The sequence below is a fragment of the Acinetobacter rathckeae genome (genome assembly GCF_015627125.1).
GTDB classification, from domain to species: Bacteria; Pseudomonadota; Gammaproteobacteria; order Pseudomonadales; family Moraxellaceae; genus Acinetobacter; species Acinetobacter rathckeae.
In genome coordinates this window covers 13,241-25,867 of the sequence record NZ_VTDO01000006.1, presented here as the reverse complement: position 1 = coordinate 25,867, position 12,627 = coordinate 13,241, and the positions used below count along the sequence as shown (strand labels likewise).

Genomic DNA, 12,627 nt, shown 5'->3' with positions numbered 1-12,627 from the left:
TCTATGCCCAAGCTATTTAATATAGTTAACTAAACTTTAGGTTCGCTTATTTTCACCCTATTTATTTAAAATTTCTGAGAAATACTCAATTTGAAATCTCGCCCCGTACCAGTCATATATTCACCTAAATATATTTTATAGTCACGGTTAAATAAATTATCAATAGATAAATTGAGCTGCGGACCTTTGTTGGAAAACAGCTGCCAGTCCATAAAAATACTATGTAAAGCATACCCTTTCGTACGTGGTAAAGAAAAGCCTGATGCACCAATTGAGTTATCTGTATTTAAAATACTACGCTTCTGTGCATCTACAAATACACCTCTCCAACCTATGGTGAATTGATGTTCAGGAAGTACTAACCCCATTGTTGCAGTTGCTTTTCTCGGTGGTGTTTCTTCGATCCATGTTCTTTGATTAAACCATGGGTTAACTGGTGAATTATCTCGTTGGCCTCGTATGTATGAATAAGTTAAACCTGCAAAGAAGTTTGGCTGATTATAGAACAACTCTGCTTCATATGACTTGATGGTGTAATCCGTAATATTTCGATAAAATCCACGATTATAATCACCATTACACACACTGGAGTTAGTACTTTTACCACTGGCAATCAAATCAGCTTGTGCTTTACAAAATACAGAACGATTACGGAAAATCTCATCTGAACCACGGTTGTGATAATAGGTTAAACGCAGTTGTAGATGATCATTCTTGGTAAATACATCATCAAAATTCGCTTCATTACCAAAACGTAAAGCCAACATACGTTCAGGTTTTAAATATAAGCTTGTTGCAGGTACTGTAGAACTTGGCCCATCTGTATAATACTGCTCATCTACACGTGGTGCCCGCCATGTTTTACTCACATTTGCAAACCATGTTAAATACTCGGCCTGTTTCCATGCCAAAGCCAAACGTGGTGTCCAGCCCGTGTAAGTTTTTGGCGTATAATTCTGACCCACAGAAATATTGCTATAACGTGGTGCTATATTGCCATACCCTTGATTGGTAATATCATCATAACGTAAAGATGGTGCAAGAGTAATTGAAGCTATTTGGTACTGATCTTCAATAAAAGCACTATACATTTGCTGATCACCAGCAGGCATATAATTAGGTTGATACAAACCATAATTAAACTCTGGATTATTTAAATATGAACGAACCAGCATCAATGCGTTTTGTTTCATATTTTGATATTGGATACCCGTTTTAACAGTATGTATGCCATCGTCTGTTTCTATCTTTGCAGTATTCATCAATTTTATTGATGAATTTTGGTATTTCACCCAACTTTCATCACCTAAATTTGATGCTGAAAATGAAACACTGGGTAAGCGCTGATCATGTTGCTGAGTCTGTGAATATGTAGCTTTCGCACTAAAATGAATATAGGGGTTATCTATTGGCTTAAGTTCATACCCTACAGAATAGCTACTGTCCTTTTGATCACGAAAAACCAAACGTCGCTTCCATGCCTCATCATAGCCATACAATGCAATATCTTTAGCTGTCGGTGTTGCATCTTGATCACGCATAGCAGCAAAAGGCTCCCAACCGCTATGACTACTTTGCATGGCATTTAATGAGATTTTCTGCTCATCTGTCAGGTGTATATTAAACTTTGCCAAATAGGTATCTTGTGTTTGGGCTGAATATAGAAATGCTGTACCATCCGGACGCTTAACATTACCACTATCACGCTGTGTAAAGTACAATAAACCATCTACTAAATTATGACTACTTTTACCGTATACTGCCCCAGTATACGTATTTTGCTGATTATTACTGAAACGAGAATATTTGACGAATGCACCTATATTACGATCATTTTCTAATAAATCTTGTGCATCTTTGGTTTCCAAAGTGACCTTTCCACCAAATCCGCCATTGCCCACTTCAACGTTATGTGGGCCCTTGTCCACCGTGACCATCTTTAAAACTTCAGGCTCAATAAATACCGAGCCTTGACGATATTTATCAAAAGTTTTTAATGCACCATCGACCGTTACTGGTACATCTGCCACACCACCTTTACCTAAAATATTAATCGTCTGTCCACCTGGACGAGGTGAACCAGCAGTTGCAACACCAGGCATTGTATCCAATAATTGAGCGACATTATTGGCTTGATAGCGATTAATCATCGTTTGATTTAAGCGACTTTGACCAAACTGAGCGACGTCTACCTTTCCTACTTGTACATAAATGGTTGGCATTTGGTACATTTGATTTTGGTCAGATATGATCGATGATGCAAGACTCTGTTGCATTACATTAGGATCAGGCTTTTGTAATGGTGTAGCCACCTTTTTATCAAATTCACTATTATTCACCAAAACATATCCAGATGATTTTTTCACAATCTGAAAAGGTGTTTTACGCGTCAGTATCAAGAATGCTTGCTCAACCGTATAATTGCCATGTAAAGCATCCACTTGATAATCATTCGTTTGATTTGCATCGAATAATAAAGAAACATTCGCCTGCATTGCTACTGTATTGAGTGCTTGGGTTAGCCTACCTGTATCTACAGTAAAATACAGTGCCGTATTCGACGTTGTTTGTGCTTGAACAACTGTTGAAATACAACTGATCGAAATCGCTAAAGACACAGCAAAAGCTATTTTTTGTAGTGGATACTGTCGAGATGAGTTTTGCATAAGATAATAGCCATTTAAATGATAATCATTAACTTTGATAATAAAAACAAAAGAGGTTCTTATCTTTATTGACGTACAGCAACAAAAAAAGACGCAGTTTTTTTTATTTATTTGTTTAAACGCAGTATAAAAAGATTGGGGCTAATTTGATGAATCTGAAGTTGAGGATTTTTTACGTGAATCAACGCCAAAATTTGGCTCACATCTTGCTGAATGTTGATGATTCCATTGACCTTAATCGGTTCAAGTGATGAAGTCTGATAAATAAAATGTGTACCAAATTGATAATTTAAACGCGTTAATAAATCAGGTAATGCCAAATTATCGGCTAAAATCTGTTGGTGTTGCCATGCAAAGTCTGTCATTTGAACAGGTATATCTTGTATATTTGTCAAACCTGTATCACTGACTATCATTTTCTGACCAGCTTGTACTGTCTGGCTTTGAGCTGTATGCAAAGAGCATACATGAACACTAGAGTGCAACATACTAATTTGACTCGTTTTTTGGTATTGATCCACAATAAAGCGTGTGCCTAGCGCAGTATACTGTGCTTGTTTGGTTGCAATAACTAGAGGTCTATTTTTATCTCTTGCAACATCCACATAAATATCACCTTGAATCAATTCAATCTGCCTAATCGTTGCTGTGTAATTGAGTTTAATTGCAGATTTTGCAGCTAATATAACTTTAGAGCCATCCGAGAGTGTTATATTTTTAACTTCACCTGTAGTTGTTTTATAGTCTGCACTATAGTAATTGTAAGGAAGATAACCATATAATAATCCACTTACAATACATAAACACCCTATACCCAATAAGCTTCGTCTAAGCATTTTTTGAAATTGCTGATGTTTTTTCTGGCGACTCTCAAAAGACATTTGAATCACTTGGCTATTCATTTGATGAGTTTTTCGCAATTGTCTAAGCTCATTGGAAAAATCACCAACTTTCTCTAACTGCTCATAATATTCTGGATGTTGTAACAACCATGTTTCAAACTCAACTTTTGCTTGTTTACGTTCAATTGGGTCTTCATGGTTTAAGCGAATAATCCATAATGAAATTTCTTTTTGAATTGATTGCAAATTAGGATCAATCATATTCATATACACATAAGCGCTGTTTTGCTTCAAAGCATGCACTTAAACAATCGGCTAAATAGCTTTGTGTTGTTCTTAGAGACTTACCTATTGCTACGGCAACTTCAGATTGGTTATAGCCTTCAAAGTAATACATTAAAAAAGCTTTACGAGCAATTGCAGTACTATGGCTTAAAGACAGGGTAATAAAATCTAAAATTTCCACTACTTTTTCTAAATCATTGTGTGCAAGTATAGATTCTTGCTCAAATTGTTGTATTGCAAGTGCTTCCAGATAAGTTTTTTCGAGCACATAGCGTCTGTGCTTATCAATAACAATATTTTTAGCAATATTCGTCAAATATGCTTTAGGCTCTTGAATACCAAACAGCTTTTGGCGGGTTTGTAAAAGCTTTACAAACGTATCTTGCACAATATCTGGTGCATTAAATGAATCGGTAATACGAAAACTCAGCCATTGTTGTAACCAATCATGATGTTCTAAATACCAATCATGAATCATTTGATGCTCTGAAGCGAGAGAGGAAGATTGATCCATATAGCTAAAATCAACACAACAATTAAATAAGAATTATTATCATTTATTTTAATCTATTTTAAAACAATCCATACATAAAAATTTCACAAAAAAGTCACTTAAACGCATTTTGCTATCGCATATACCCTCGACATACAATAATAAGAAAGGATCGCTACATTATATTCGAACATTTAAATGAGGTTAATGACGTACAGAGGGTTTTAAAGAAATATTATGAAAATAAAAAATTCTTAGGTCTGATCAAGATGTAATCAAACTAGAACAGAGTTATGATGAAGTTTATATAGGAAAGCGGGATAAATATTCTTATAGAAGTTTGGTGGGCGCTGACGGGATCGAACCGCCGACATTCTGCTTGTAAGGCAGACGCTCTACCAACTGAGCTAAGCGCCCTTTAAATCGTAAGATTTAAAAGTGTAAGTCTTAAAATGGCGCAGCGGACGGGACTCGAACCCGCGACCCTCGGCGTGACAGGCCGATATTCTAACCAACTGAACTACCGCTGCATTACTATTATAATATCGACTTACTGACAGTATAATATGTGGTGGGCGCTGACGGGATCGAACCGCCGACATTCTGCTTGTAAGGCAGACGCTCTACCAACTGAGCTAAGCGCCCTTTAAATCGTAAGATTTAAAAGTGTAAGTCTTAAAATGGCGCAGCGGACGGGACTCGAACCCGCGACCCTCGGCGTGACAGGCCGATATTCTAACCAACTGAACTACCGCTGCATTACTACTATAATGTCGACTTACTGACAGTATAATATATGGTGGGCGCTGACGGGATCGAACCGCCGACATTCTGCTTGTAAGGCAGACGCTCTACCAACTGAGCTAAGCGCCCTTTAAATCGTAAGATTTAAAAGTGTAAGTCTTAAAATGGCGCAGCGGACGGGACTCGAACCCGCGACCCTCGGCGTGACAGGCCGATATTCTAACCAACTGAACTACCGCTGCAACTTTAAAACTTATTAAAACGAGTGCCTTGAAATGGCGCAGCGGACGGGACTCGAACCCGCGACCCTCGGCGTGACAGGCCGATATTCTAACCAACTGAACTACCGCTGCATTTCACTTAAGACAATGAAGATATTTGGTGGGTGCTGACGGGATCGAACCGCCGACATTCTGCTTGTAAGGCAGACGCTCTACCAACTGAGCTAAGCACCCTCTAAAACGTCTTTATCGTTTGTGTGGTGCATTATAGAGAATCTATACCAAGTGTCAAACGCTTTTCAGCATGTTTCTCTATTTTTAAGTTTAAATGATTAAAAAATAAGTGCTTCTCTGTTTTTTTAGCTTAAATTGGCTAAATCTAGAGCATCTTTAGACAAATATACCAAAGCATTTTCATCAACTGCATCAAATACTTCAATCAAAGCGCTATTATGCATGCGTATACAGCCATGCGACAAAGGCTGGCCCATTAAGTTTTTTTCAGGCGTACCATGTATATAGATATAACGTGAAAAAGTATCTACGCCCTCACCTAAGTTTACCCCCTGCTCTAGTCCTTTGAGCCATAAGATGCGTGTCAAAATCCAATCTCGGTTTGGCTGGTTAGCATCTAAGTGCTCGCTATATACTTCACCAGTAGCAACTCTTCCAACAAATACACTATTTACTACCGCATCATCACCAATTTTTTGTGCAATACAGTGCCATCCCGTTGGGGTTTTACCACTATTTTCAGCTTCACCAATCCCATTCTTACCTGAAGAGATAAAGTATTGTTTCCTATTTTTTTTGAGGTAAAGAATTTGCTTTGTCAGATCAATTAAAATATCTGCATCGTTTAGTGTTTTAGAAGCAAGACTGACTTGTTTTTTTGTTTCGGGGCGTAGCCATAACCAAACTGCGACGATCAACATAATGCTATTAGTAAAGATTTTTACAAGTAAGGGTGCATTCGTAAACAACATAGCAATACCGCTGATTAGCATCATAATAGAAGCCAGCCACTTGGCTTTGCGAGGTACCGTTCCATTTTCTCGCCAATTTTTTAGGGTAGGCCCATATTTAGGATGGTTTAATAACCATGCATCCATTTGTGGCCAACCTTTTGATGATGCCCACGCCGCCAGAATTAAAAATACAGTGGTTGGCATACCTGGTAAAATTGCACCAATGATCGCAAGTATAATAAAAAGAATAACGAGCGTCCGCCAAAATACTGTTTTCATATTAGAACCTGATCAGCTGTGTCTAGGGTATATTATAGGTAAGTTCTTTTATTGTCGCTGAGGTTTAACTGATTTATGTCTTTTTTTGAACCTTGGCAACAGTATAAAAACCCTTGTGTTAGGCAATTGGCTTTTTGTATTTCCAGCCCTAATATTATTAGTTGTATTCCATCTACATTACGCATTAAACATTCTTTTCAGTTACATGACCACGTATTCTGGCAAACACAATTTTTTCAGTATCAAGCACGATTAAATGAACTTGATCACGACCCAACAGATTTACTGTCATTTATAGCACAACTCAAAAGTACTCGCTTAGGTTTGCGTTTTGAAATGTTTTTACTCTTTTGGCTACGTGATGAGAAATACCATACATTTCAGCTCATTGGACATAGTATTCAGCAAATAGAAGGTAAACATACGCTCGGAGAGCTAGACTTTGTCATTTTTAATCACTCCACTGGGCAAATTGAGCATTGGGAAGTTGCCATTAAGTACTACTTGGCAGAGTCTCATGCCAAGCTAGAGCAGTGGTACGGGCTGAATAGAAATGATACTTTGGCAAAGAAACTAAACCACTTTACTCAAAATCAATTTCAGTTTAATACAGCATCTGGACAATCAATTCAGCAAAAGTATGCCGTGTTAAAAGGACAACTGTATTACCCTATTGATCAAGCCATATCACACATGCCAGACTGGATAAATACCACACGCAGAATAGGTTATTGGGGTAATTCTCCATTAAATGGCTTATATCGCCTCACACGACATGAATGGATTACAGCAAACGTCTCTCCTGCACTATCATCTGGGTGGTGGCATGATGGGCTATATTGTAATGTCGAACAAACCCTGTTCTATATGTACCGACTGCCACGCATTCAAGCCCCTTACAAAATAAGCCAAAGCATAGAAAACATATTGCATACACTACATACAAACTGAATACATTTTAACCATAAAAGACAATATTCAATGCATGAAAGATTGATTATGATTTTATTACAGCAATAAAAAATCAACCGTTTGGAGAAGAAAATGAAAAAAGTAATTCTTGCATCAATTGCAGCAGCAGTGATGTTAGCAGGCTGTAATACTTTCCATGGTTTTGGACAAGATGTTTCTAAAGCAGGTAAAGCGGTATCTAACACAGCAACAAAAACGCAAGCAAAAATGTAAGCTTTGACGGCAATAACAGTCTAAGTTAAGCCAGAAGCAAATACAGCATTTTAAAGCCATATTGGTTTTAAAGTGCTTTTTTTATGTATCCTTAATCACACATAAGAATTAATTTTAAATATATACAAACAACACCTAAAAACGCATAGCCTGTGCTATATCTGGCCTGAATGCATATATAAAGAGTAAATACTCTTGCATAGTATCTATAGCGAAACCATGTGATTTTTCATAGCACATTAAAATATCGAAACCACAAAGCAATTCTATAAATTTATAGCCACTCTCAAATACTTTACTTTTATATTTATATACAAGATAAAAATTTAGGCAAATAAAAAACCAACGCAAATGGCGTTGGTTTTTTGATTGGTACCATTAAACAAGCTGTTTTGTTTATAGTACGCAGTATAGTTATACAAATATGGTGGCTATGACGGGACTCGAACCTGTGACCCCAGCATTATGAGTGCTGTGCTCTAACCAACTGAGCTACATAGCCATTTTGTGCATGCATTATCTATACTAATACCACTAACGTCAACCACTTTAGTCTTGTAAATGGTTAGCAAACAAGCAAACTACTCAGAATAAAAATATAAGCTTATTCACCTAGCTCAATTTTACCATTCTTGTTCTTGTCCCAGTACTTAAAAAGGCTTTCTGCAAAGTGCTTTACGTCTTTTTGGCTAATTTCCAACTTGCCATGGGCAATTGCTGTAAAGCGATCATTATAAAATACGTTTAAACGTGCTTTCGCCTGTGATGCATTTTCATCATAACGCTGTGTAAACTCTGTTACATATTCGTCTTCTGAAAGCCCCCAATCATGATTGGTGTCTGTGTCTACAAACTGTTTTTCACGCTCAGTTAGAAATTGTGCCAACGTAACATAATCTTTACCTTGGCCATGTTGCTCAATAAAACTATTTACATCTGTCGCAACAGGAATAGATACGGCCATTTTAAACATTGCACCGCCATGCATCGTTGATTTTTTAGTTTCAAGTTTTGCATCTTCAGCATTTACAATGCCATCTTGGTTTTTGTCAAAATTTTCAAATGATCTTACACCCACATCTTGAAACTCTTTGAGTGAAATTTTATCGTCTTTATTCTTATTCAATACACCAAATCTTACATGAGCTTGCTTAACTGATGCATCTCTATGAGCTTGGATTGTGTCATTCAGTTGTTGCTCTTCAAAAGCAACAAACTGTGCTTGATTCACTTTTTTATACTGTTGGAAAAGTGCTTGATATTGAGCCACGAATTTTTCAACAAATTGCTTTTTAGCAATTGAAGTGGCTTCTTTATCACCCGAAAACTCTTTTACCCAACGGCTTTGTGTTGCGGTCGCTGACTCATTAATACCCGCAGTAAATACTGATGGTGTCGTGTCTTGTGTTGCTGCAAAAGTTGTAGATACCGTAGTAAATAGAGCTAAAGTAAGTATGCTCTTTTTCATAATTCACCTATAAAAAAAGAGACAATACAGCATCGAAATACTGTATAGCCTCTTTTTTGTTTCAATTAAAATTTAAATTCAATGCTAGCTACAACATTACGACCTGGTAATGTTGCACGATCAATTGCGCTGGCATTTGTAAGTGTTGCAACAGTTGCATAATCCCAATACTTTTCATCAAAGATATTGTTTAATGCAACGTTAAAAGTCATATACTTGTTTGCATTCCAATATGCAGTCAAGTCATGTACCACATAGCCAGGTACATTCTTATAACTCCCCGTCGAAGTTATAACACTACTATCTTTAGTTGCTTTTTTAGAAGCAACTGCTGTTGTGGTAAAGCCTAAACCATATTTTTGCGCTGGATCGTCATACGCAAAAGTTAAGCTTGCTTTTTCAGGTTGTACCGAGTTGACGCCACCTTTTACGCCACTGGTATTTTTAGACACACCTTTGGTCGTTCCTGCAACAAGTGCAAGGCTAACACCATCAGCCTGTTCAACAAATTTTCCAATATCTGCACGGAATGAAACTTCCCCACCCCAAATATTTACATTAGCGACATTTTGTAGCTGATAAGTCGTTGAATCACCTGTTAGAGCTGTACTTAAGGTTTTATAGTCAATAAAGTTTTTATATTTGGTGTAGAAACCAGTCACATCAAAGTGAATACCATCTACAGGTGTGGTTTTTAAACCGAGCTCAAATGCATCACTGGTTTCTTTCTTTAAGTCACTATTACCAACAATTGAGTAGCCACGACCTGGATCATATGTTCCAGACATTTCAGCCGCTGTTGCAATACGTGCACCACGGTTGTATTTCGCATAGGTGTAGTAACCCGAAGCAATTTGGTAATCCAAAGCAAGACTTGGTGCATAGTAATCATTGCTCGATTTTTCCACTTGATCACGTTTTGCAGTCGAGCTTAAAACTTGCGAAGCATTTTTGGGGTTAAAACGTTCAAATTGGTAACGTAATCCTGGTGTCACTGTAAATGGTTGACCTGCAATATCCCATGTCATTGCATCAGATACATACAGTGAATATTTACTAGTTTCAGATTTTACCATACGATTTTGTACAGTTACTGAACCATCAGGGTTGTACTGCTGCCAAGGGCGATCACTATTCATTTGATTTGCAGTTAAACCATAAGTAATTTTATGGTTATTCAATTGCTTTAATGCATTTACTGACAGACCGTAATTGTCTTCTGTATAGTTATTATAAATTGTACGGTAGCCTTTTCCTGTCGAATAATATGCATACGTACGGTTATTATTTTTTGTTGCTTGATAATATGCATTGGCATCTAAACGATCAAACAACACAAAACTTTCAGGTGTAAAACGATAATCTAAAGCGTAGCGATTACGCTCACCGTTTATAGTCTGGGTCGCACCTTGTGGATACAAACTACTCAGTAAATCTGCACTGATAACGTTCTTAGCATTCTTTTTGTAATAGTCAAAGGTAAAACCAATTTTTTGGTTTTCCGTAATATTCCAAAGTAATTTTGCTAAGATTGCATCTGAAGTCCAATCTGATGGGTTGGTAGACAATGTTCCATTACTTTCAGTTGCATGCCCATCACGATGTGAATATGCAACAAGACCTTGAACAACATCATTACCCACAGCTCCTGTAGCAGAAGTAAACCATGCACTGTCTGCAGAACTAAAACCACTCTTTAGCGTACCTGCAACTTGTTTACCATTTTTCAAATAATCTTCTGGTGATTTGGTTTTAAAGGTAACGCGGCCACCGATCCCTTCTGAACTTGGATTGGTTGTACCAGACACCACAGAAATACTACTGAACATTTCTGGGTCGATAAAATCACGGCCTGAGCTATAGCTATTGCCTTTTGCACCATCTGGTTCAGGTGTTGCACTTGCAAGCTCAACACCATCAACATCTAAGCCAACACGGTTGGCATCAACACCACGAATATTGTATCCAGTCGTACCTGAACCATCCCACGCATTTCCTCCACCATTCACTGCTTTTGGTGCATTCACGAGTGGTAGGTACTTCACTACGCTCGCCATGTCTGTTGCACCAGTACGGTCTAAGTTAGTACGGTCAATCGTTACTACTGATTCAGGTACTTTATTATTTTGTTCCGCATATACTGTAATCACTGGCAAAGCCGTAGACTCTGTATTACTTGTTGTTGCAAAAACAGATGTGCTTGCCCCCATCAGGGTTGCTAAACAAATGGCCAAATGGCTTGGTTTTATGTGTTTTACAGAAGAATTGGGATTTAAAGATTCACGCATAAATACGACTCAACTCGAACAATGGAAGTTTCGATGACGAAATAAGGCGGTTTACATATATTTTATATGTATCATCGAATGCAAATTATATAAATGATAATCATAATCAATAGTATTTACCATTTATTTTACATCTTAATCTGTGACCCATCAGTCATTTTTACATTACTTGTTTTATTTTCATTCAAAACATTTTGTATTTAATCTTTATCTATAAGCATTTCCTAAAGAAAAAGCCCCGATACATGATCGGGGCTTTTTTAACAATTTACTTTATTTAGTAGCGAATACAGCACTTACTGAGTTGCATAAATGCTAATTTCTACACGGCGGTTTTGTTCACGACCCGCAGGTGTTGCATTTGATGCAATTGGATTTGCAGAGCCATTACCTTGTGCATTAATTTTACTACGTGACACGCCTTGGCCTGCTAAGTAGCTTGCAACGGCTTGAGCACGTGCTTGCGACAATGGAATATTAATTGAATCGTTACCTGTATTATCAGTGTAGCCTGTCACTAAAATCGCACTTTTATTGTCTTCTGTTAAAGTTTGAGCCACTTTATTTAAAGTAGTATAAAAGTTTGGTTTAATGGTTGATTGATTGGTATCAAATGTAATATTACCAGGCATTACAAGACCAACTGAGCCATCTGAGTTACGGTTGACTTCAACACCGGTACCTGCCATTTGCTCACGCAAACGCTGTTCTTTTTTATCTAAATACAAACCACCTGCACCACCTAAAATTGCACCGATGGCTGCAGCACGATTATTTTGTGCTGATGTATTGGCATTACCTCGTGACAAACCATAACCTGCGGCTGCACCAATGAGTGTACCAATTGCTGTTTTGTCATATTGACTAATACCACTACCTGTTGCACCTGTATTCATTGACTGACAACCTGAAAGTGCTAATGCCCCAACAACAGTAGAAACGACTAATGCACGCATTGCATGTCTCCTTGAGTTTTAATTAATATATAATTTGATTATGAGACAGCTATCAGGAATGAAACATAACTTTTTTGTTAAAAACAGGCTGTATTGTTAACAAACCAGTAACAGCATTATATCACTTGGTAATAAACTTCAATAAGAGCACATATATTAAGCAACTTTGTGATTTTTTTTAACGAAATAAACGTCATTCAGATTATGATACACAGAGGCTATTCTTAGGACA

Annotated in this window: 9 protein-coding genes, 9 tRNA genes and 1 pseudogene; 2 read left to right on the top strand and 17 right to left on the bottom strand. The window is 37.4% G+C overall.

What is annotated here, in order from left to right; translation table 11 throughout:
• Positions 1–65: 65 nt before the first annotated feature.
• The 13 genes and pseudogenes from I2F31_RS10075 to I2F31_RS13340 all read right to left on the bottom strand — a co-directional run.
• Complete coding sequence (locus I2F31_RS10075) at positions 66–2,666, bottom strand: TonB-dependent receptor (RefSeq protein ID WP_195769210.1); 2,601 nt, start codon at positions 2,664–2,666, stop codon at positions 66–68.
• A gap of 107 nt (positions 2,667–2,773) precedes the next feature.
• Positions 2,774–3,769, bottom strand: a complete 996-nt coding sequence (locus I2F31_RS10070) for a FecR family protein (protein WP_195769209.1) — start codon at positions 3,767–3,769, stop codon at positions 2,774–2,776.
• Entirely contained in the window at positions 3,762–4,307 is a 546-nt protein-coding gene (locus I2F31_RS10065; protein WP_195773847.1) for an RNA polymerase sigma factor, read from the bottom strand. Before I2F31_RS10065 ends, I2F31_RS10070 begins: the two co-directional genes overlap by 8 nt.
• Positions 4,308–4,627: 320 nt before the next feature.
• A tRNA-Val gene (locus tag I2F31_RS10060) sits at positions 4,628–4,703 on the bottom strand.
• Between the two features lie 36 nt (positions 4,704–4,739).
• Positions 4,740–4,816 (bottom strand) — tRNA-Asp (locus I2F31_RS10055).
• A 39-nt stretch (positions 4,817–4,855) separates the two neighbouring features.
• A tRNA-Val gene (locus I2F31_RS10050) sits at positions 4,856–4,931 on the bottom strand.
• Positions 4,932–4,967: 36 nt separating this feature from the next.
• A tRNA-Asp gene (locus I2F31_RS10045) sits at positions 4,968–5,044 on the bottom strand.
• A 39-nt stretch (positions 5,045–5,083) separates the two neighbouring features.
• Positions 5,084–5,159 (bottom strand) — tRNA-Val (locus I2F31_RS10040).
• A gap of 36 nt (positions 5,160–5,195) precedes the next feature.
• Positions 5,196–5,272 (bottom strand) — tRNA-Asp (locus I2F31_RS10035).
• A 34-nt stretch (positions 5,273–5,306) separates the two neighbouring features.
• Positions 5,307–5,383: transfer RNA gene (locus tag I2F31_RS10030), tRNA-Asp, on the bottom strand.
• A 26-nt stretch (positions 5,384–5,409) separates the two neighbouring features.
• Positions 5,410–5,485, bottom strand: a tRNA-Val gene (locus I2F31_RS10025).
• A gap of 125 nt (positions 5,486–5,610) precedes the next feature.
• On the bottom strand, positions 5,611–6,099 hold the full coding sequence (locus I2F31_RS10020; protein ID WP_407647880.1) for a L,D-transpeptidase family protein: 489 nt from the start codon (positions 6,097–6,099) through the stop codon (positions 5,611–5,613).
• 42 nt (positions 6,100–6,141) lie between these two features.
• Positions 6,142–6,498: pseudogene (locus I2F31_RS13340) on the bottom strand (YbaN family protein); the annotation flags it as partial.
• Positions 6,499–6,573: 75 nt separating this feature from the next.
• On the opposite strand from I2F31_RS13340, the gene I2F31_RS10015 reads away from it, so the two are divergent.
• Together I2F31_RS10015 and I2F31_RS10010 are read left to right on the top strand one after the other, a co-directional pair.
• Complete coding sequence (locus I2F31_RS10015; RefSeq protein WP_195769207.1) at positions 6,574–7,449, top strand: DUF1853 family protein; 876 nt, start codon at positions 6,574–6,576, stop codon at positions 7,447–7,449.
• A gap of 93 nt (positions 7,450–7,542) precedes the next feature.
• Positions 7,543–7,683 (top strand): entericidin A/B family lipoprotein, encoded by a 141-nt coding sequence (locus I2F31_RS10010; protein ID WP_195769206.1) that lies wholly within the window; start codon positions 7,543–7,545, stop codon positions 7,681–7,683.
• Between the two features lie 425 nt (positions 7,684–8,108).
• Here I2F31_RS10010 and I2F31_RS10005 read toward each other — a convergent pair.
• From I2F31_RS10005 to I2F31_RS09990, 4 genes are all read right to left on the bottom strand, one after another.
• Positions 8,109–8,185 (bottom strand) — tRNA-Met (locus I2F31_RS10005).
• 102 nt (positions 8,186–8,287) lie between these two features.
• Positions 8,288–9,151, bottom strand: coding sequence for a hypothetical protein (locus I2F31_RS10000; protein ID WP_195769205.1), 864 nt, complete (start codon positions 9,149–9,151; stop codon positions 8,288–8,290).
• Positions 9,152–9,216: 65 nt separating this feature from the next.
• Positions 9,217–11,439 (bottom strand): TonB-dependent hemoglobin/transferrin/lactoferrin family receptor, encoded by a 2,223-nt coding sequence (locus I2F31_RS09995; protein WP_195769204.1) that lies wholly within the window; start codon positions 11,437–11,439, stop codon positions 9,217–9,219.
• Between the two features lie 296 nt (positions 11,440–11,735).
• Positions 11,736–12,395 carry an OmpA family protein gene (locus tag I2F31_RS09990; RefSeq protein WP_195769203.1) on the bottom strand — a complete coding sequence of 220 codons (660 nt, stop codon included), beginning with the start codon at positions 12,393–12,395 and terminating at the stop codon, positions 11,736–11,738.
• Positions 12,396–12,627 lie beyond the last annotated feature (232 nt).

Coding starts and splice junctions, on each gene's coding strand:
- I2F31_RS10065 (WP_195773847.1), bottom strand. CDS start 4,307: ATGGATCAATCTTCCTCTCTCGCTTCAGAGCATCAAATGATTCATGAT.
- I2F31_RS10075 (WP_195769210.1), bottom strand. CDS start 2,666: ATGCAAAACTCATCTCGACAGTATCCACTACAAAAAATAGCTTTTGCT.
- I2F31_RS10010 (WP_195769206.1), top strand. CDS start 7,543: ATGAAAAAAGTAATTCTTGCATCAATTGCAGCAGCAGTGATGTTAGCA.
- I2F31_RS10015 (WP_195769207.1), top strand. CDS start 6,574: ATGTCTTTTTTTGAACCTTGGCAACAGTATAAAAACCCTTGTGTTAGG.
- I2F31_RS09990 (WP_195769203.1), bottom strand. CDS start 12,395: ATGCGTGCATTAGTCGTTTCTACTGTTGTTGGGGCATTAGCACTTTCA.
- I2F31_RS09995 (WP_195769204.1), bottom strand. CDS start 11,439: ATGCGTGAATCTTTAAATCCCAATTCTTCTGTAAAACACATAAAACCA.
- I2F31_RS10070 (WP_195769209.1), bottom strand. CDS start 3,769: ATGATTGATCCTAATTTGCAATCAATTCAAAAAGAAATTTCATTATGG.
- I2F31_RS10000 (WP_195769205.1), bottom strand. CDS start 9,151: ATGAAAAAGAGCATACTTACTTTAGCTCTATTTACTACGGTATCTACA.